The sequence below is a fragment of the Streptomyces sp. NBC_01465 genome (assembly GCF_036227325.1).
Lineage (GTDB): Bacteria > Actinomycetota > Actinomycetes > Streptomycetales > Streptomycetaceae > Streptomyces.
In genome coordinates, this window is the sequence record NZ_CP109467.1 from 1660524 (window position 1) to 1680478 (window position 19955).

Annotated in this window: 18 protein-coding genes; 11 read left to right on the top strand and 7 right to left on the bottom strand. The window is 66.3% G+C overall.

Going from position 1 to position 19955, the window contains the following annotated elements; translation table 11 throughout:
* Positions 1–160: 160 nt before the first annotated feature.
* On the top strand, positions 161–1519 hold the full coding sequence (locus tag OG707_RS07630) for an MFS transporter (RefSeq protein WP_329115715.1): 1359 nt from the start codon (positions 161–163) through the stop codon (positions 1517–1519).
* Positions 1520–1941: 422 nt separating this feature from the next.
* Here the strand turns inward: OG707_RS07630 and OG707_RS07635 are convergent, their stop codons facing one another.
* Positions 1942–2673 carry a DUF7873 family protein gene (locus OG707_RS07635; RefSeq protein WP_329115717.1) on the bottom strand — a complete coding sequence of 244 codons (732 nt, stop codon included), beginning with the start codon at positions 2671–2673 and terminating at the stop codon, positions 1942–1944.
* Positions 2674–2729: 56 nt separating this feature from the next.
* Here OG707_RS07635 and OG707_RS07640 point away from each other — a divergent pair, with 56 nt between their 5' ends.
* The gene (locus OG707_RS07640) at positions 2730–3407 is read left to right on the top strand and encodes a DUF2293 domain-containing protein (protein WP_329115719.1); all 678 of its coding nucleotides are present in this window, start codon (positions 2730–2732) and stop codon (positions 3405–3407) included.
* Positions 3408–3441: 34 nt separating this feature from the next.
* A complete protein-coding gene (locus OG707_RS07645) occupies positions 3442–3975 on the top strand; it encodes a hypothetical protein (protein WP_329115721.1) in 534 nt (177 codons plus the stop codon).
* Here the strand turns inward: OG707_RS07645 and dacB are convergent.
* Positions 3972–5540, bottom strand: a complete 1569-nt coding sequence (gene dacB, locus OG707_RS07650) for a D-alanyl-D-alanine carboxypeptidase/D-alanyl-D-alanine endopeptidase (RefSeq protein ID WP_329115723.1) — start codon at positions 5538–5540, stop codon at positions 3972–3974. The two genes, OG707_RS07645 and dacB, sit on opposite strands and share 4 nt — an antisense overlap.
* 84 nt (positions 5541–5624) lie before the next feature.
* On the opposite strand from dacB, the gene OG707_RS07655 reads away from it, so the two are divergent.
* Positions 5625–6011, top strand: a complete 387-nt coding sequence (locus OG707_RS07655; protein WP_329115725.1) for a PPOX class F420-dependent oxidoreductase — start codon at positions 5625–5627, stop codon at positions 6009–6011.
* Here OG707_RS07655 and OG707_RS07660 read toward each other — a convergent pair.
* Complete coding sequence (locus OG707_RS07660) at positions 6001–6576, bottom strand: hypothetical protein (protein WP_329115726.1); 576 nt, start codon at positions 6574–6576, stop codon at positions 6001–6003. The two genes, OG707_RS07655 and OG707_RS07660, sit on opposite strands and share 11 nt — an antisense overlap.
* A gap of 152 nt (positions 6577–6728) precedes the next feature.
* Positions 6729–7505 (bottom strand): hypothetical protein, encoded by a 777-nt coding sequence (locus tag OG707_RS07665; RefSeq protein ID WP_329115728.1) that lies wholly within the window; start codon positions 7503–7505, stop codon positions 6729–6731.
* Between the two features lie 478 nt (positions 7506–7983).
* On the opposite strand from OG707_RS07665, the gene OG707_RS07670 reads away from it, so the two are divergent.
* Together OG707_RS07670 and OG707_RS07675 are read left to right on the top strand one after the other, a co-directional pair.
* Positions 7984–9711 (top strand): hypothetical protein, encoded by a 1728-nt coding sequence (locus tag OG707_RS07670; RefSeq protein WP_329115730.1) that lies wholly within the window; start codon positions 7984–7986, stop codon positions 9709–9711.
* 48 nt (positions 9712–9759) lie between these two features.
* A complete protein-coding gene (locus tag OG707_RS07675) occupies positions 9760–10149 on the top strand; it encodes a hypothetical protein (RefSeq protein WP_329115732.1) in 390 nt (129 codons plus the stop codon).
* A 30-nt stretch (positions 10150–10179) separates the two neighbouring features.
* On the opposite strand, the gene OG707_RS07680 is transcribed toward OG707_RS07675, so the two are convergent.
* Positions 10180–10614: an ATP-binding protein gene (locus OG707_RS07680; RefSeq protein ID WP_329115734.1), complete on the bottom strand. Its 435-nt coding sequence runs from the start codon at positions 10612–10614 to the stop codon at positions 10180–10182.
* A gap of 215 nt (positions 10615–10829) precedes the next feature.
* Between OG707_RS07680 and OG707_RS07685 the strand changes: the two genes are divergently transcribed.
* Positions 10830–11615 carry a helix-turn-helix domain-containing protein gene (locus tag OG707_RS07685; protein WP_443071474.1) on the top strand — a complete coding sequence of 262 codons (786 nt, stop codon included), beginning with the start codon at positions 10830–10832 and terminating at the stop codon, positions 11613–11615.
* Positions 11612–11803 carry a DUF397 domain-containing protein gene (locus tag OG707_RS07690; RefSeq protein WP_329115739.1) on the top strand — a complete coding sequence of 64 codons (192 nt, stop codon included), beginning with the start codon at positions 11612–11614 and terminating at the stop codon, positions 11801–11803. Before OG707_RS07685 ends, OG707_RS07690 begins: the two co-directional genes overlap by 4 nt.
* Before the next feature lie 128 nt (positions 11804–11931).
* Here OG707_RS07690 and OG707_RS07695 read toward each other — a convergent pair whose 3' ends face one another.
* A complete protein-coding gene (locus OG707_RS07695) occupies positions 11932–12975 on the bottom strand; it encodes a hypothetical protein (RefSeq protein WP_329115741.1) in 1044 nt (347 codons plus the stop codon).
* 268 nt (positions 12976–13243) lie between these two features.
* Here OG707_RS07695 and OG707_RS07700 point away from each other — a divergent pair, with 268 nt between their 5' ends.
* The 3 genes from OG707_RS07700 to OG707_RS07710 all read left to right on the top strand — a co-directional run bounded on the left by OG707_RS07700 (position 13244) and on the right by OG707_RS07710 (position 17928).
* On the top strand, positions 13244–15124 hold the full coding sequence (locus tag OG707_RS07700) for a DUF2075 domain-containing protein (protein ID WP_329115744.1): 1881 nt from the start codon (positions 13244–13246) through the stop codon (positions 15122–15124).
* 106 nt (positions 15125–15230) lie between these two features.
* Entirely contained in the window at positions 15231–15725 is a 495-nt protein-coding gene (locus tag OG707_RS07705) for a lamin tail domain-containing protein (RefSeq protein WP_329115746.1), read from the top strand.
* 268 nt (positions 15726–15993) lie between these two features.
* Positions 15994–17928, top strand: coding sequence for a TerD family protein (locus OG707_RS07710; protein ID WP_329115748.1), 1935 nt, complete (start codon positions 15994–15996; stop codon positions 17926–17928).
* A gap of 10 nt (positions 17929–17938) precedes the next feature.
* On the opposite strand, the gene OG707_RS07715 is transcribed toward OG707_RS07710, so the two are convergent.
* Positions 17939–19687 carry an FUSC family protein gene (locus OG707_RS07715; protein WP_329115750.1) on the bottom strand — a complete coding sequence of 583 codons (1749 nt, stop codon included), beginning with the start codon at positions 19685–19687 and terminating at the stop codon, positions 17939–17941.
* Positions 19688–19955 lie beyond the last annotated feature (268 nt).

The window sequence follows — 19955 nt, forward strand, 5'->3', positions numbered from 1 at the left end:
GTCCCCCGCATGCGCCCAAACGATCTCAGCCATACGCTCCAGAGGACCGGAGCGCCCCATGTAAGCGGAGTATTCAAAGTTCATTTGCCCGCATAGAAGTATTCCCTTCGCCGCCTTGAAGAGGCAGGATGGCTGACGATCTGCCGAAGCCGATCTCCCGATGCGCGAGACGAGAGAGCAGCTGATGTCGAAACTGGCCACCCCTGACACCGGCCTCGCCCCGTCCCTGGACGAGGCGCCCCTGAGGCCCTTCCACCTCCGGGTGACGGCGACGACCTTCGGCGCCAACTTCTCCGACGGCTACGCGCTGGGCATGATCGGCGCGGTCCTCTCCACCCTCACGAGCGCCCAGAACCTCTCCGGCGTGTGGCAGGGCCTGCTCGGCGCATCGGCCCTGATCGGCCTCTTCTTCGGCTCGATCATCCTGGGCCGGGTCGGCGACATCATCGGCCGCCAGCAGCTCTACATCTACAACTTCGTCCTGATCACGCTGGCCTCGGCGGCGCAATTCTGGGCAAAGGACCCGGCGCTCCTCTTCACGCTCCGCGTCCTGATCGGCTTCGGCCTCGGCGCGGACTACGCGGTCGGCCCGACGATGCTCTCGGAGTTCGCACCGAAGCGGCTGCGCGGCATCCTGCTCGGCTCGCTGACCGTGATGTGGACGGTCGGTTACGTCATCGCCGGCATCCTGGGCACGTACCTCGGCGACACCGAGAACGGCGCCTACATCCTGCTGGCGACGGGCGCGATCCCCGCGCTGCTGGTGCTCCTGCTCCGTATCGGAACGCCCGAGTCACCCAGCTGGCTGATCAGCCAGGGCAGGGTCGCGGAGGCGCGCTCCATCGCGAACAAGTACCTCAAGTGCGAACTCGGCGACGCGGCAAAAGCCCCCGCTTCGACCCACACGAACCACTCGGACGCCTACCGGGAGCTCTTCTCGCCGGGTCAGGCCACCCGGACGTGGTTCGGCCTGATCTTCTACAGCGCGCAGGTGCTCCCGTACTTCGCGATCTACACCTTCATGCCGACGATCCTGGAGACGCTCAACGTCCCGGACGTGAACCTCCAGAACCTGCTGCTCAACCTCTTCCTCCTGGCGGGCGGCGTCGTCGGCCTCTGGTATCTGCAGAAGGTCGGCCGCCGCCCCCTGGTGATCATCACCTTCGGGATCATGACGGTGTCGCTGTCGTTCGTGGGCGTCTTCGCGAACGGATCGACGGTCGCGCTGATGATCCCGTTCCTCATCTACACGTTCGTGATGGCGGGCGCCTCGAACCTCACGCAGGTCTATCCGGCCGAGCTCTACCCGACGCATCTGCGCGCGACGGGCGTCGGCTTCCTCAACGGGACGAGCCGTATCGCGTCGGCGATCGGCACGTTCATCCTCCCCGTGAGCCTGGACGCGTGGGGCCTGAGCTGGTCGATGTACTGGCTGGCGGCGGTGCTGCTGGTCGGCACGCTGGCGTCGATCGCCTGGGCGCCGGAGACGAAGGACTCGGTGACGACGTCGGGCGGCTGAGCTCCCCGCACACAGCAGCGGGCCCGAGGGTATGTCCAACCCCCGGGCCCTTTTGATGCCGCCCTACTGCGCACGCCGGCACGCTTGAGGGCCAAGGTCATTCGTTACGTCGTCGCGCTCTGCCATTGAGCTACCGCCCCGCGGAAGAGGGGCGGGCGGGGGTCGAACCCGCAACCGACGACCCTGCCCGGGCCCGGTCGATCCGGCGATGAGCGGCGAATGCTGAGTCTGGAGCAAGAGTCTGAGATTGATCGCGGTCTGCCTCTGCCAGTTGGGCTACCGCGGCACGTGTTCCCGTACGGGAAATGCCGCGAGGAGGACTCGAACCTCCACTGGAACCGCGTCGTCACGACAAGCTTCAGTCTGAGCTTGCGCTCCTCGCGCACCCCGGCCGCGCTGTGGCGCCCGGGGAGTATGTGAGGCTACCCAAAGAGGTAGCCGAAGACAGCGTCGCCCACCCGCTCGTCGGTCACGTCCACGCCGTTCGCCTCTTCGCGCGCGAACTTCACGGCCTGCTGCAGCTTCTCGACGCGAGCGAGCAGCTCGTTGACGCGCCGGGCGGGAAGCGCCCCCGAGAACTTCACGGTGGTCCAGTACCCCACCGGCACGTCCTCGTAGTACACCTCGACCTGCGCCGGGTGCTTCTCGGTCGCCTCCGCCTTCACGTGGTTACGGGGCACCTTCTTGGTCCGCACGGTCCGTACGGGCTCGGTCTTCCACGCGTCGGTGGACGGGTCCTGCACCCACGACTCGGAGGCGTCGAGCACGGGCAGCTTCCGTACAAAGGTGTTGAGATCGGTGAGCTGCTTCTCGAGGAAGAGCAGATACGAAACGGGCACTCCGGCGACCAACACCCGCCCGTCCACGAGGACATCGGCCCGCGCGGCCGTATTGGCCCAGTCCTTGGTGGCGGTGACATCGAAGAGCCGCGTCAGCGTCGCGGCGGTCTCCCGCAGCACGTTCTCGGCCTGCACCTGCACACGGGTGGACTCGGGAGGGAGCTGCTCGCCCTCTTCGTCCTTGGGCTGGTACGTACGCGAGATGCCGGACAGCAGCACAGGCTTCTGCAGCCCGTGATGGGCAGCGGTGAGGTCCTGGTGGGACTTGGACTTGATTCCCTTTTCGACGGCAATGATCTGATTGAGTTTCGCCACGAAAGGAAAACTAACAGCACCAACTCCCTTCTCTCGAACGATTATTTGGACGCACGATGCCAGACCTGAGAGTCGTAGAGCCGCGCCGGCCGCGCCACTGCGCGGAATGCCACCAGGGCCCGTACGCACGCCTGTTGATGGAATCCGACACTCCGCGCTGTCTGGACTGCGCGGATCTGGGCCACCTGGTCTACCTCCCGAGGGGCAACACGGCGCTCACGCGCAGGGCGGCCGAGTACAGCACGCTGTGCGCGGTGGTCGTCCGGCTGAACAGGAACCGCGGGCGGTACGAGCGCCAGGGCATCCTGGTCGAGGAGGAGGCGCTGGCGCGGGCGGAGGAAGCGTGCCTGGCGGACGAGGAGTCGAGGGCGCGGCGCCGTACGAGAGACGCGCAACGCCGTACGAACGAGGACGTCGCTTTCACGCAAGCCCTGGCGACGGAAATCTCCCGTCTCTACCCATCGTGCCCGCCGGAGCGGGCCCAGGAGATCGCGTCGCACGCGTCGCTGCGGGGCAGCGGCAGAGTGGGACGCAGCGCGGCAGGCAGAGCCCTGCACGAGGAGACAACAACTGCGGCGGTACGAGCGTCAGTTCGTCATGTGGATACGCCCTACGACGAACTACTCATGTCCGGAACACCACGCAACGCAGCACGCGCGATCGTGGCATCGGCGATTGAGCAGGTACTCACGTCATGGCGCACCTCAGCCCCCAACTCCGTTCCCACAACCTGACTTGACGAGGCATCACACCGGGCAACTCTTACCCATGACAGATCGCCCCTTGCTCCTCCTGGACGTGGACGGCCCGCTGAACCCCTACGCGGCCCACCTCCCGCGCCTGCACGGTTACGCCACCCACCGCCTGCACCCCTCCAACTGGCTCTCACGCCAGACCCCCGGCTCCCGCGCCCACCGCCGGGGCCTGCGCGTCTACTTGAACCCGACCCACGGCGCACGCCTCACGGCACTCCCCTTCGAACTGGCGTGGGCGACGACGTGGATGCACGAGGCGAACGAGATGATCGCCCCGGCGATAGGCCTGACCACGCCGCTCCCCGTGATCGAGTGGCCGGAACTCTTCGCCCGGGACCCCGACGGCCTCTACTGGAAGACCCGCCCGCTGCTGAAGTGGGCGAAGGGCCGCCCCTTCGCGTGGGTGGACGACATGATCACGGACAGGGACACGGCGCACATCACGGAACACCACGACGCCGCGTCCCTGCTCCTCCGTATTCACCCGCGGCACGGCTTACGGGCGTCGGACTTCACGACGCTCACGCGCTGGGCGAAGTCGCTCTAGCAGGTGGCCGGCTTGATCCAGGAGCACTCAAGACTGGTGCCACCCGTCTTCCTCGTGGTGGCACGCAGACTCTGGCTGCCGTCGGCCCGATGGGAGGCGAGTGCAGCGCCAACCAAATCTTCGATGTCCTTCACGGAACCGGCGACGTAGTTGTTGCTGAGGACGCTGAAGACGAACTCGCGCCCGTCCGCGTCGGTGACGTACCCGGAGAGCCCGGAAACACCGGTGAGGGAGCCGGTCTTGCCGTGGAGATTGCCGGCGGCCGGGGTCCCGCACATGCGCGAGCGCAGGGTGCCGCCGGTCATGCGGTCGGCGACGCAGGCGATGGGCAGGGCGTCGTACCACTCCTTGAACCACGGCTCATGGCGTACGGCGACGAGCAGTTGGGTGAACTGCGCGGGAGACACGACGTCCATCCGGGAGAGCCCGGAGCCGTCGACCTGCCGGAGGGCGGCGGGGTCGACGCCGAGGGTGCGCAGATAGCCGGAGATGGCGGAGAGGCCGGCGGACCAGGTGCCGCTGCCCTTGACCTCGTAGCCGATGGCCTTGACCAGGACTTCGGCGTGGTTGTTGTTGGAGAGCTTCAGGAAGGGGACGAGAAGGTCCTTGAGCGGCATGGACGGATGGTCAGCAACCACCTTGGCCTGCACGGGAGTTGCCTTGCCGAACCGAGTGGCACCGACAACCTTCACACCGTGATCGGCCAGCGCATGCGCGAAGACGTCGGCCGCGTACCCGGTGGGTTCCCACACGCTGATCCACGAACTGTCGACGGCGCTGCCGACCGGTACGTTGCCGCTGACCACGATGGTGTTGGTGCCGTGGTTGCGGTCGACGGAGAGGGTGTTGCTCTGGCCGGCGGCGACGGTGGTGGCGCGGTTCTCGATGTGGACGTAGTGGTTGGCGGGGGTGAGTCCGATGCCGGGAGCATCGCCAGGAGCGGTACCGGGGGTGACCTTCACGAGCACGGTGCCGGCGTCGTAGTCGGTGTCGGGGGCGACGGTGAGCGGGGATATCTGCGAGGAGTAGTACGCGGACTCGTCGTCGGCGGCCCAGGACGAGCCGAGCCGGTTGCTGTCGAAGCGGGTGTCGTCAGCGATCAGCTTGCCGGTGACGCGACGGATGCCGGCCGCGGCGACCTGGGCGGCGAGCCGGTCGTAGTCGGCGGCGAGCATGGTGGGGTCGCCGGTGCCGCGCAGGTAGAGGTCGCCGACGAGTACGGATCCGTGGCGGGAGCCGTCGCTGAGCACGTCAGTGCTGAACCGGTAGTCGGGCCCGAGGAGTTGCATGGCGGCGGTGGAGGTCAGGAGCTTGGTGCTGGACGCGGGCACGAGCCGGTCGCCACCATCGTGCTGGTAGAGCGCCTGCCCGGTGTTGGCGTCGCTCACGACGACGCCGACCTGGGAGCCGGAGAGCCGAGGGTCGCTGAGGATGCGATCGAGGGTCTTGGCGAGGGCGGGATCGGTGGAGTCGGCACCGGCGGGCGACCCGGCGTTGAGGGCGAGGGCGAGCCCGGCGACGGCTGCCCAGGTCCATGCCCGCCGCCGGAAGCTCCGAGCTTTCATAGTCATGTCCATGCCGATGAATGATCGCGCATCGCCACCCCCAGCAGAACCCCTTCTCCACGGAACGCGCCTAAGCTGCCGCCCATGACGGACGCACTGCTCAACGAGCTCAGCACGGGCAAATACCTCCTGGTCACCACGTACAAGCGGGACGGCACGACGGTGGACACCCCGGTGTGGGTGGTCCGCGACGGTGAGACGCTGGGCATCTGGACGGTGACCGACTCCTGGAAGGTCAAGCGCATCCGCAACCGCGCGGACGTCCTGGTGGGCCCGTGCGACGTACGCGGCAACCCGAAGGGCGACCAGGTCCCGGCCACGGCGGAGATCCTCGACGCGGCGGGAACGGCCCACTACCGCAAGCTGCTGGCGAGCAAGTACGGCATCGTGGGCCGCCTCACTCTGCTGGGCAGCAAGCTGCGCCGGGGCAAGACGGGCACGATCGGCATCCGCATCACGCTCACCGACTGACGCCGGCCCGCCGCCGCTTCCAGTACGCAAAGGTCACCACACCCAACAGCGGCCCCCACAAAACCAGCGGCGAATAACAGACGTAGTACCAGAAGGTCTCCCAGCCACCGACCCGAGACGGATCGGAAGCGAACTGGGCGTCGCCGCGAATCGTGGTGCCCCGAACCTCGGAGACGATGTTCAGGACGGTGAACAGAAGCGTAAGAACGGCGGCCCCGAAGGCAGCAGGCACGACGCCCACGGCAACGGGAACCCGCCGCCCACGCAGAACCGGAACCCACCGCGGAAACACTTCCCCCCACCAAGCGACGAGCCCGACGGCGGCAAAGGCGAGAGCCTCGGACACGACCGACAGAGCCACGACGTACACGCGCTCACCAATCCCGAACTCCCCGTCAAAGACAATGGGAAGCCGCCAGAGAGCGGCGGGCAAAGCGGTGAACGGCACGGCGTACCCCAGGAGTTGAACCCGCCGAGACACGCCCTCGACAGGCCGATGGGCGGCCCGCCAGAGGCTGCGAACCGGCCCACCAACAGGCTCTTCAACGTGCATCAACGTCTGCATCAGCGATCCCCGGTCTCCGTGGGACCGACGACTCGGCCCCTCAGAACCAAGCTCGCAGCACACAGAACGCAGATCATCGCGCAGCGGACGGAACCGACTCCCCCACACGGCCGATGGACCGGTGCGCCCAACGGATGACGCCAGCCCCAACGTCAGGCCGCACACGAATCTCCGCACTCCCGGCACCGCCCGGGTTCCTCGGCCCGAAATGCGCGCTCACACCCATCACAGGTCTGAAACGGAAGAACAACTGGCAGCTCCACAACATCGCCGACCCCGACGGGCTTCAGCTCCCGAAGCCGATAAGCGATCAGCCGAGCAGGCCGCCGCTGAATAGAAGCGGGCAGATCACAGGTCAGCGCATCAACAACCCCTACCGCACTGACCCCAAGCTCCAGCCACTCCACAACAGCAGGCGCAAGCCGCACGACCTCCCTCTCGGCCAACACGAGCCGCCGATCGCGCTGCCGCAGCGCGGCAAGCACAGCAACGGCACGCGGATCGGCGGGCGCGGAAGACGCCTCTTCCCGTACGACAACGGGCACGTCAACCAGCACTTCACCCGCAGGCTCATCCACGGCTCCAGGCAGGTCATACACAAAGGTCCGAGTACGAATCCGCCCGCCGGGCCCACGCTCAACGCGCCGCTCAATCCACCCCTCGGCCTCCAGCTCACGCAGCGCGCGGGCGATCAGAATCTCGCCCTCGGAAAAGTGCGCGCAGAGAGCCTCGATGCGAATGGGCGCCCCGTCGGGCAGCGACAGAATGTAGGCGGCAACACCCACAGTGACAGCACTACCGGCCCGCTGCGCAAGGCGGTTGGAGAGCACGGTGAAGTTGGCGGTGTGACGCGTACGCACATGAATGACGCCGGAGGTCGGCGCCTCGGCGGGGGCGCGCAAGCGCGCGCTAGACTGCGGCTCAGCCATGGGGAAGCTATCTCTTCCTGATTGGTCAGGCCCTCGATCGAGACTGCGAATCTCGGCCGGGGGCCGTTTCTGTTTGCTGAAGTTACGGCAAAGCCTAACCACACCTCACCCGCTTCGACCCCCAACTCACGAAAAATGCCGACGACTTGGGGACCGGGAGGGTAAGGCAGGAGTTCTTTCCCCACGTCCTTTGGGTAGCTGCCGGGCCGACCGCCTCCTGGCCACCCACAACCTCGCCCCACCCCACCGCTCCCCCGTCCACCGGGCCCCGGCAACCCCTGCCCCGCCCACCAGCCCCTTGAGACGCGCCGGCCGGAGTCTCGCCCCGCAAGGCAGAATCGGTCAATCTCCAACACTGCACCGAGGCCCTCTGTACAGGGGTGGCGCCACGCGTGTAGAACCGAACCCCGGCGCGCTCGTGTGCGGAGAACAGCCGGGTGGTGTTACTTCAGCGTCCGGCACGGGGAGGCCAACACCGGTGAAAGCGGCCACAAATGATATTGGTCCGCAGATACCGGACCCGCCAGTCCAAATCGGACCGAAGCCGAACGCCACCAAGGTGACGGAATTCCTCTGCGCAGCAGCTTACAACGAGCCAGCATTTCGGAACACGGTAATAAAGCATCTCGTCGATCATCGAGAACGCGTTCTCGCTCCGTCCTTCGGTGTCGACGCCATGGCAGTGGTCGCTCACTGCATCAGAGCCCGTCGAATCGAAGCAGTGCGCGAACTTTTTGCATTAGCAGTCCTGTTAAGCTTCCTTCACGCAAACCCGGCTCCCACACTCCTTGCCGCATATGTAGCGGTCTCTGTCCGACTACCTCGCTGGTCGGCCCAATGGAGAAAGTATCTGCGCCAAAATCAGTCGGGCAAGAAATCCGATGGCGTGAGGACAATATTCGTCCGCTGGGCAGTCATCGGATTGGTTGCGTTCAACGCCGTACTTGCGCCGCTTCTCTACTTCGCGCTACTGCTAGCTATGGCCATACCAAACGCGGCCATCTTCACAGCCGATTCCCCGGGTGACGCATGGGAAGCTCGACTGCTCACCTCAGCAGTGAGAAATTTGGCCTCACCGGCTCTGCTCATTCTGCCCGCGTCCCTTGCGGCACTCTCCACGCTTGAACGCATTGTGCGTTGGTGGATCGGCCGACACTACTTCCAGGATGCGGCGCTTTCCCCCGATCTTCAGCATGGCGTGCTCCTGCTACCTCGTGGAGTAAGGATCCCCTACCGGCGGGCTCTGTTGCGCATTCACAACCAGCAGCTCAAATCGCACCATGTCTACGGCGCAGACGTCTTCCTCGGCGCGGGGTCGGTTCACTCCTCCTGGTCATTCGCCACTCAACTGCATCCCCATCACGCCTCCGACGGCAGCAAACCCTCTGCCTCAACTCGCCCGATGCTCCAGGAGACGGAGGTGATTCTGGCTGTCCGGCGAGGGATCTCCTCGCTTCGAAGCAGCATCGCGCTCTCCGGTGACCGACTGCAAGAGATCTTCATCACCGATCATGTCCTCCATCCCCCGGGCCCATCCGACTACAGAGACGAGCCAGCTCCGCTCAGCGTCGCACATAAAGTGGACGAAAAGATGCGCCACTTCGTCGGAATACGCGTCGGGGCCTGGGACGAAGACCTGATCGTCACCACCTTCATGAGACCCAACACCTACGATGACATCCTGTATCTGGAAGTCGTCGTCCGCGTACTGGCTCCCATAATGGCGCCCTACAGGCTGCCAGTCCAATGGTCCCCTCGAGGAGTTAATCGTTTCGCTGCCCTGGACATACCCTCGGACATCCGCCGGGCGCTTCCCGTCAACTGTGCATTGTGGTTGAGGTCGTCCGCCATGGCGGTGGCCCCATGGAAACGATCTTCTCCGGGAAAGAATCTCGACCCAGAATTCAGCCTGCGCCAAGCAGCCGCAGCCCCTGAGCACGCCCACTTCTTCCAGCGCCTGGATGCCGAGCGCTACATCAAGACCGTAGAACTTCGCATCTTCTCAGCAATCAAGGAACTCCTGCAGTCGAAGGGACTCAGCGCAACTGAGTTCGCCGAGGCAGCCGCACAAGTAGTGAATGCCGGAATCATGATCACCGGTGGAAACTTCGCAGGCGACAACTTCTCAGTCGGCGACCACTCTCAGCAGAGCACGAGGACGACTGCCTCAACTCCTGGAACGCCTGCAGAGGCCAGCACCCCGTAGCAACAATGACAACAACCGGTCCTCACCATAGGCAAAAGGGAGCAGACCATGTCAGAGAGCAACCCCAACGAGGGCATCATCATCCATGGCGGGTCCTTCACTGGCTCAAACTTAAACAAGGGCGACAACGCCCACCAGACTTCAACCGTCTACGGCTCCACGCCTCAGGACATTCAGCAGTTACTCGACCTCATCATTCAGGTCCGCACAAGTCTCAGCGCTGCCACCGACAACACAGTCCGACAGCAACTCGAGTCCGAGTTGGACGACATCGACGACGTGATCCAGTCGCGAGACACACTCGAGCCATCGACCTGGCGCACCAGGCTGGGCCGCAGGGCAACGGCCCTGCTCGGCTTCACCCAACGCGCCGCAGAGGCAGCAGGCCCCATCGGGAATCTCGCTGCAACTCTCTCGGGCATCGCGTCCGGGCACTAGCCCACTGATGTCGGCCACCGCACACCTCGGTCAGCGCACCGCGATCAGGGCCCAGACAGTCTTGCCCCCGGATCTGTGGAGTTCGGTGCCCCACTTGTCGGCAAGCGCCGTGACCAAGAGCAGACCGCGCCCGGACTCCCCGTCGGATTCCGGGACTTCTCCGGCTTCCGGAAGGCGCTCGCCTCGGGCATCCGCTACCTCGACGCGTACGGTTCCGGCTTCGACGTCGAGCGCGAGCGCGGTCTTGAAGCCCCGGCCGCGCAGCTGCCCGTGCAGGGCGGCATTCGCGGCGAGTTCAGCGACGATCTGCTCGGTGCGCCAGGCGGTGTCATACGGAACATCCCAGGTCCGGAGTTGTTTGGCGGCAAGCAGCCGGGCAAGGCGCGCCCCGCGCCGGGTGGCGGAGAACCGCTGCACGAACGCAAGCCGCGAGGCCGGGAGTTGAGGTTCGTGTGGTGTGCTCATGGACTCCACGGTGGCGGGCTCGCCACGTCGCACACCAGCCTCACGTCCCGTACGCACCGCGACCGTACGGGCACAGAGTGTGGACAGTACGTGGATCTTGCCGTCACCCTGGGCGAGTTGAGCGCGGGGAGATCCAACGCACGTGGAGGTGGCCGCGTATGACCGACGCAGTGGTATCCGAGGACTGGGAACGCGAACCCGACCCCTCCGACAGCCTGCGCACCTTCGGCGCCGTGGTCCAGGCCCTGCGTGAGCACGCGGGCCTGAGCCGCGTGGAGTTCGCAACGCGGGTCGGATTCTCCAAACACACCGTGGAATCAGTGGAGTTGGGCCGACGCATGCCCGATACGGACTTCGTCGAGCGGGCGGAAGCAGTACTGGGGAACACGGGGGCGTTGCGGAAGGCATTCAAGCATTTGACGCGGCAGCCGGGGATCGCGGCGTGGTTCAGGAGGTGGGCCCGCCTGGAGAAGGTCGCGGTCAACCTGTGCACATACGAGAACCGACTCGTGCCCGGCCTGTTGCAGACGAAGGCGTACGCCCGGGCGGTGTTCGAAGGCACCATTCCGCTGTTGACGGACGAGCAATTGGAGGCCCAGATCACCGCCCGCGTGGAGCGACAGCAGATGCTCCGTGACCGGCCCGAGGTGCCGTTCAGCTTCATCGTCGAGGAGGCGGTCTTCCAGCGCCGGTTCGGCGACACCGGGGAGATCAGGGACCTGTTTGACCATGTGCTGGAGCACGGTGTGCGTCGCAATGTCACGCTTCAAGTCGTCCCCCTGGAGGCGGGGCTGCATGCCTGCCTGGACGGTCCCGTACAACTGCTGCTGACTCCAGACGGCCGGCGTCTCGGCTACGCCGAGGGTCAGCAGAACGGCCGCCTTATCGCTGATCCGAAAGAGGTGGCACTGCTCCACCAACGCTATGACACACTGCGCTCGCAGGCCCTCACCCCCAAGGATTCCCGGGCTCTGCTGGAGCGACTGCGAGGAGCGCTATGAGCAGCAGCATGACCGGACTCGCCTGGTTCAAGTCGAGTTACAGCGGCAGCCAGGGCGACAGCTGTGTAGAGGTGGCCGTCGCCGAACAGGCCGTCTTTGTAAGGGACTCCAAGAATGTAACCCGCCCCTATCTCGCCGTGGGCATCGCGCAGTGGCGGCACTTCATCCGCCACACAGTCAAGGGCTGAGCCGAGTTCATTCGCTCACCGAATCGTGCGCGGTACATTCTGCGCACGGCTCATCGAGAACACGATGCCCGGTTCGCCCTGGGCCCCGCACTAGCGGGGCCCTTGTGCGCTCAGTCAGATTGCCGCCTTCAAGAAGCCGCCGATCCTGACCAGATCTCGCGCATCTGGTTCCGCCGCTCGTCCGACGCGGAAGTCTTCCCGAAGACGCCCGGACCCACCCGGTAAAGGCAATCGACTCCGTAGCGGTGCAGCAGGGCCACGTCCCCGTCGGCGGGTCGCTCCGGGAACAACGCACTGAGGCGATCGGTGCCTTGCGGACTGTGCGGGGCATAGTCGAGGAGTTGTCCCAGCGCTTGGCGAACGTACCTGTGTCCGGGATTGCTCTTGGCCTCGATCAGCTCGGCGCCGCTGCCATCGCTGATGTAGAGATCGCTTATCCCGCCGGGACAGTAGAAGCGTGTCGCCCTGCGCCCCGCGGCAGCAAGATACCGTCTGAACTCGCCTACGAGGCTGGACTCATGGCGATCGACAACGATGAGGCGTCTGCTGCGTTGATACGCAGTCCGCCGAGTGCGCATCTCCTCCAGCGCGGCGCTTCGGACAGCCTGTGGCGCCCGTTCGCCGTGCCGTGCCGGGGCCGGGGGTTCCAAGGGCTGCCTCGTCCACGCCGCACCTGGAGTGATCATGAATTCTTCAAGTACCGAGCGCGCCTTCTCATCTGTCAACACCATCTGGCCAGGGAAGTTGTGAGCTGGCTTGTACCCGATGGCCAGGTTCAGGTCGGTATAGGAGAAGGCGACGTCAGCGAGGTCCAGCAGGGTGTAGACCGTGTGCCAGCTCTTGCCGTCTTTCGATGGAGGCCAAAGCCGGTCTGCCAGCTCCTGGTTGCGGAAGATCGCACCCACTTCGCCCACCGCTCGCACACGGTTCTCTCCGGTGAAGAGGACCACGTCTCCCGTTGAGACTCCGCGCATCCTCTTGTCGTGACTGGAAGTTGCTCCCCAGAAGCGGGCGGCACCCTCTGGGTGCAGCTCCGTGAGCTGCACCCGCTGTTCGGGGCTGAGCACCTCGTCGTACCGCTTGTCCGTGAAGCTCACATGCTGCGCGATGGTGTCAGCCCAGTGCCGACGCGTCTCAGCGTTTCCATAGGACGGCGATATCAGGACGCGCACAGAGGGCGTTCCCTTCCGGAGAAGTCTGAACGGTCAGCCTAAATCGATTCTGCAGCAACGGCGGCGGATCCTACGTGCTCGCCATCCTTCGCTCAGCCTCTGAGACGCCGGATGAGAACCGCGACGGACGGTTCCATGTCTTGGGCGCTTCTGTAGCATTCGAACTCGTCGTCATTGCGGCCCGACGGGCTTCCGCTCCACCCCGGTGGAGTCTCGAAGGACATGCCCCCACCCGCACGAGTCTCTTCGTGCTGCCTGGGGGCATTCCTTGCTGTTCCGCGAGTCCGCAGACGCGGTCGCCGCGCGAGCCCTTGAGGGCTCGCTCTTCCTTCATCTGACCGAGCAGTTCGTGCACGCACACGGGCACAAGCCCAGCGCCTCCGAGGTCCGGTCATGGGAACGGTCCGTCCCAGCGCTGACCGGGGCTCTGCTCGACGCCGGGCTCGGGCAGGTCGAGGTCATGCTGGAGTACGCGCTGCCGCTGACCAGCAAGCGGGCCGATGCCGTGCTGGCCGGGGTGCATCCGCGGACTGGTGAACCCTCTTATGTTGTCGTGGAGTTGAAGCAGTGGAGCGAAGCCCATCCGGAGGAGGGTGAGCCTCTGCTGTGCCGGATCGATGCGTATCCGCGGCCGGTACTGCATCCCGTGGAGCAGGTACGCGGGTACTGCGACTACCTCGCCTCCTTCAACGGTGCGCTTGCCGAGCATCCGGGGCGGATCTTCGGAGCGGCCTTTCTGCACAATGCGACGTCGTTCGGCGTCGGTGGGCTCGAGACTGTCGAGGAGAGCGAGCGGGGGCGGCTCTTCACCGGTGACCGACGTGGGGAGTTCGTGGAGTACCTGCGGTCCAAGCTCTCGCCGGAGTCGGGAGCTGCGGCTGCTGATGCGCTGCTTGCCGGGAAGGTTCGGCCGTCCGTGCAGCTGATGTCCGTGGCTGCGGACGAGGTGCGTGAGCGGGAGCAGTTCGTGCTGCTGGACGAGCAGCGGGTGGCGTACGAGATGGTGCTCGGCGCCGTGCGCAAAGCTCAGCGATCCGATCACAAGGAAGTGGTGGTGGTGACGGGCGGCCCTGGGTCCGGGAAGAGTGTGATCGCTCTGTCCGTGCTGGGAGAGCTTTATCGGCGTGGAGTTACGGCGCTGCACGCGACGGGGTCCGCCTCGTTCACCAAGACCATGCGCAAGGTTGCCGGCGCCCGGAAGCGTGAAGTGCAGGACCTCTTCAAGTACTTCAACAGCTTCATGGCTGCGGAGAAGAACAGCCTGGAGGTTCTGGTCTGCGACGAGGCCCACCGGATCCGCGAGACCTCGGTGAACCGGTATACGCCCGCCGCGCATCGCACCGGCCGGCCGCAGATCGAGGAGCTCATCGACGTCGCCCGGGTGCCTGTTTTTCTGCTCGATGAGCATCAAGTGGTGCGGCCCGGCGAGATGGGGACAGTGCAGGAGATCAGGGCGGCCGCTGCCGCAAAGGGGCTGGAGTGCCGGGTGGTCGCCCTGGACAGTCAGTTCCGGTGTGGGGGCAGCGACGCATATCTGCGGTGGGTGGTTCGGCTGCTCGGGCTGGAGGACGGCGGGGCGGTGGAGTGGGAGCCGGACGGGCGGATGGAACTGACCGTCGTCGATTCGCCCGAGGAGTTGGAGCAGTTCCTCGATGGGCGGCGGGCTCTCGGGTACGGGGCGCGGATGTCGGCCGGGTACTGCTGGAAGTGGTCAGACGCCAAGCCTGGTCTGCCGCTCCCTGCGGATGTCCGGATCGGCAACTGGGAGCGGCCATGGAACCTGAAGGGCGAGCGGTCGGTCATGGGGGCTCCGCCTTCCGCCCTGTGGGCCACTGATCCGGCCGGCTTCGGACAGGTCGGATGCGTCTATACCGCGCAGGGCTTCGAGTACGACTGGAGCGGTGTCATCCTCGGGCCCGATCTGGTGTGGCGGAACGGGGCGTGGGCGGTCGAACGCGCCGCGTCGAAGGACCCGGTCTTCACCAAGGCGATCTCGGATGCCGACGTGTCGCGGCTCATTCGGCATACGTACAAGGTGCTGCTGACCCGAGGCATGGTGGGCACGGTGATCTACTCCACGGATGCCGAGACCCGGGCGAAGTTGAGAGAGCTCATCGGGGCACAGGCAGGTGTGGGGGCTTCGGCGTAGGCGCGGGCTCGAACTGAAATTCACACGCTCCCAGGCATGTAAAGCGAACGTGAGGGAACGGTAGAGTCCACCTCTCGCTTATCGCGATCACAACGGGGGACCATCCATGCGCAAGAGCCCTGCCATAGCCGTCGCCGGCGCCGTCGCCGCGCTGGCCGCACTCGCCGCCGCCCCGGCCCAGGCCACCGAGTACAGCTCGGCCCTGAAGATCCGTGGCGTTCAGTACGACGCACCCGGCCGCGACTCCAACAGCTGCTCGACCGGCAACACGAGCCAGGAGTACGTCACGATCAAGAACTACTCCTCCACGGGGACGGTCAACCTCAAGGGCTATGTGATCAAGGACGCCGTGGGCAACCGGTTCGTCTTCCCTGCGAACCACTACCTCCAGCCCGGCGACTACGTGCGCCTGCGCGGGGGCAACGGCACCGATTCCGACGCGAACAACGTGGTCTACCGCCACAACTGCAACTTCATCTGGAACAACGACCGCGACACCATTCGCCTGATCAAGCCTTCCGGCGCCGGGGCGGACACGCACGCCTACACCAAGTCCGGGTCGGACCGCGACGGCAACGGGTACGTCACCTTCCACAGCTGAGCCGCCCGAGGCCCACGGGGCTTCCAACGCGGCCGTCACGCCGTGGTGTTCAGGGCGCAAGAGGGTGATCGATTCGTGGGGAGACTGTGAAGCCAAGGGTCGGCTTGCAGTGCGTTGCGGGGAAATACATTCACACGGTCATCACTCTTGCCAGGCTCTCTGTCGCGACCCAAGCTTCTCCTGAGAGCCCCACAACAGATTTCAGGGACGGCAGTTCGGCATTGCGCGAGTGCGGCCCCTCCGACCGGAGGTGTGTGCGGTGCAGGAAATGACCAAAGGTGCCAATGTCAGTCTGAGCGCACTCAGCGACGACGCCGGTGCTGTTGTCGTCAGTCTGAGCTGGAGCAGCCCCAACGGCGAGGGCGACGCCGATGTCTCCGTGCTGATGCTCGGCACGGACGGCAGAGTGCGTGGCAACTCCGACTTCTTCTTCTACAACAACCCGGTTGCCGAGGACGGAAGCGTCCAGCTCCTGGGGCCCGCGCAGACCGAAAGCGGCAACGAGGACCGGATTCAGCTGGATCTCACGGCGGTGCCCGCCGGCATCGAGCGGGTCATCATCGCGGCGAGCCGGTACCAGCGCGCCCGGTTCGGTGAGTTGGAGAATCTTCGGATCACTCTCGCCGACCGGATGGGCGAGGGGATGCTCGGCTACTCCGTCGTCGGCGCCGGCGAGGAAAGTGCATTCGTATTCGGTGAGATCTACCGGCGGGACAGCGCCTGGAAGTTCCGGGCTGTCGGGCAGGGGTACGAGACCGGTCTCGCTGGTCTGGCCACCGACTACGGGATCGAGATCGACGAGGATGACGAGCAGCAACAGGAGGAAAGTGCGGAGGCCCTCGCTGTTGTAGAAGATGCGCCCGTCGCCGCAGCGGTAGCGGTGGCCGTCGCGCCCGCCGCTCCTGTCGTGCCCGCACCCCGGCTTCGTACGGCGAAGAAGAAGGTCACCCTCCCCAAGACCGCGAAGCCGTCGCTCGCGGAGAACGACACCTGGCGCTCCGCCCGCCTGTTTCCCGTCTCGTCACTGCGGAGCGACCGGGAGCGCGAGACGCGGGCGACCGCGATCCTGCTCTCGGTCATGGCTCAGGTCCCTGAGTTCGGAAGGAAGTTGACGGCTGCGTTCGGCGCGCCCGCAGGGAGAATGGAGACCTTTACCGAGGTCTCCCTGCCGTTCGGGGAAACCCCGAGGCGTCCCGACGGAATCATCCGCGTCGAGCGTGCCGGGAAGTTATGGACTGCGCTCGTCGAGACCAAGACCAATGGGAATCCTCTCAAGTCCGAGCAGGTGCAGGACTATCTGGACATCTCTGCGCGCCGTGGCTACGAGGCCGTCATCACGATCTCGAACGATGTGGCGCTCGAGGGCAGCGACCTGGTGAACGTGAAGTTCGACGGGCGCCGCAAGCAGAAGGTGGGGCTCTGGCATCTGTCCTGGGCCGAAATCGCCTACCAGGCACAGATGTTGATCCGGCATGAAGGTGTACGGCTGGAGCCTCATGCATGGCTGCTTCAGGAGCTGCTGCACTACCTCCAGCACGACAATTCCGGATGCCATGGATTCCTGAACATGGGACCGGCCTGGGTGCCCGTACGCCATGCGATCGACGACGAGACCCTGTGTCCGGGCGATGTGCGTGCCGTCCGGGTGGTGGAGAGCTGGGAGCGGCTGATTCGGCAGGTGTGCCTGCGGCTCGGCGGTGAGCTCGGCGAGAAGGTGGTTCCCGTCCGGCGCACCAAGCGCGGGGTTGAGCCGCAGGCCCGGCGGGCGGAGCTCGCCGACCGGCTCTGCGAGGAGGGGCACCTGCAGGCGGAGATTCGGATCGACAGCGCTCCGGGGATTCTGGCCGTCGTCGCCGATCTGCGGATGGGACGGCTCAGGACCTCGGTCGAGGTCCCCGCCCCCGAGCAGGGGTATCCACTGACCTGGGTGAAGAGACTGATCAAGCAACTCGGCGAAGCACCGGCCGATCTGCATGTACAGACGCTCCTCGACGGTGGTGTGTCAGGGCCTCGCGGAACACTGGAGAAGCTGCGCCCTGAGCCAGGTGATCTGATTCCGGCGTCGGCACAGCAGATCACCGGGTTCCGGCTCACCCTCTCGAAGAGCGTCGGAATCACCCGGGGGAACGCCGAGTCGGGGTTCATTCGCAGTGTCGACGCCGCGGTCGACCGCTTCTACAGCAGCGTGGTGACAAGCCTCTAGGACCGCCCTGTCAGGCCAGTTGTGTCAGGAGCTCGTCGAGGCGCGTGGCGTGCTGGGGCGGTACCCGGCCAGTGTCGTCGAACTGCACCGCGCAGGCGGTTGCCGTGTCCACCAGGCTTTCCAGCGTGCGTGCGATCTCGTCCGCCGCAGCGGAGTGGCGTGCCAGCGTGGGGAGTTCGGCTGCGGCCAGGTCGATTGCCGTGCGTGCCTCTGCCAGGGTTCGGTAGGCCTCTCGGCGCAGGAGCCAGCGGGGGGAGTTGTCGTGCTGTGGGCGGGGCGTCGTCAGGACGTGGTGTACGTAGGCGTGTGCTGCCGCCCGGGCCGTTTCGAGGCGGCTTCGTACGCCTCCGCCTCGCTGGGACGGCCACGGGACATGGCCCACCAGCAGCACGATTCCGCAGGCCAGGAGCGTCTCGGCGATGCGATTCCAGGACGCCTGGGGTTCGCCGTCCGCCATGACCAGGGCCAGGACGAGGGTGGTCACCACCGCCGTCTGTGCTGCGAAGTGCCGCGTGGAGAAAGGGATCAGGGCTCCGCAGAGTGTGACGAGGGCGATCATTCCGGCCGGGTTCGGCAGGACGGCCGCCAGCGCCGCGAAGAGGGCAGCGCCCGCGATCGTGCCCAGGGCCCGGCACAGTACGCGGGAGGCCAGCGGGCCCAGATCCGGCTTGACCAGGAAGACCGCTGTCGCCGGCAGCCAGTACCAGTGGGTGTGGTGCAGGGCCTGGGCGATGGCCGCGCTCGCGCCGAAGCAGACCGCCACTCGGGTTCCGTACTCGCGGCCCGCCGGGCCGACCGCCTTGCGCAGGGCGGCTGTCGGGGCTCGGGGAGTGCGGCGGGCGGGAGCCAGGGGTGTGGTCGTACCGCTGTCGAAGGTCTGGGCGGCCTGGAGAAGTGCGTTGTCGAGGGCGCGCAGGGCGGCGTCGTCACGGGCGGGGGCCGGGAGCGGGCCGCAGGGGGTGTGGGTGCGTGCGGCTGCGGCCAGGCGGCGTACGCCCTCGGACGCGCGGGCGGGGAGCGGTTCGGGCGGGGCGGACCAGGCCAGGGCAGTTGCGGCCTCGGCCAGGGGGAGCGCCGCCGTGAACTGTGCCTGGAGTCGGCCGGAGCGGGTGTCCTGCGCTTGATCCAGTGCCGTGGTCAGCGCGGCTCTGCGGGCTTGGGCGTGTGGGGTGCCCACGGCGGACAGGAGGTCGGCAATTGCCGTGTAGACGTGGGCAATTGTCCGGCGGTCGTGGGCCTCGCCGCGTGTATGGGCGGGTGACGGCAGGAGGAATCTGAGGGTGAGGAGCCAGGCCGCGCCTGCCAGATAGAGCAGGGCGCGCTGCCAGGCCGGTTCGGGCAGGGCCATTCCAGCGCCGATCGCTGCGCACACCAGGAGCTGCGTGCCGACCGCCGAGGCGATCGGGCCCATCGCGCTCGCCGCGCCCGCGGCCAGGCCGAGCAGCGCGAGAAGTGCGGGCAGGCAGCCGGTGTGGGTCGTGAGCAGTGCTCCGTACGTACCGATCGCGAGGCCTCCCGCGCCCGCCAGCGCCGGCACACCGAGGCGTCGCACGCTCGACCGGCGCGGCCCCGGCCTGTCGTTGATGCCCGCCAGCATCGCTCCCAGTGCTGCGAGCACGCCTGCTGAGGGTCGCCCTGCCGCCAGGGCCGCAGCCAGCAGCGGGCCTGCGGCGAGGGATCCGCGCGCTGCTGCGCTCCAGGGTGCCGGGCCTCGCTGAACGCGCAGGGCGTGTGCCAGCCAGGGCGGGATGTGGGGCATCGGGAGGCTCCAGTGCGGGTCGTGAGCGCGGACGGCGCCAATGGACGACCTCGGCCTGGCTTGATCTCCAACCACCGTACTGCGGGCTTGTGGAGCCGAGGTGACATGCCGGTTTCCGGGGTGTGCCGTGGGGTTCCCGAGGCGGCGGCAGGGGGCGTTGTCAGTGGGGTGTTGTTCACTGGAGTCGTCACTATCCGTAGTCGGCGAGTGGGGGATTCCGTGGTGGACAAGGGGCGGTATGTGTCGTTGGCGGGGCTTCGGGGGCGGG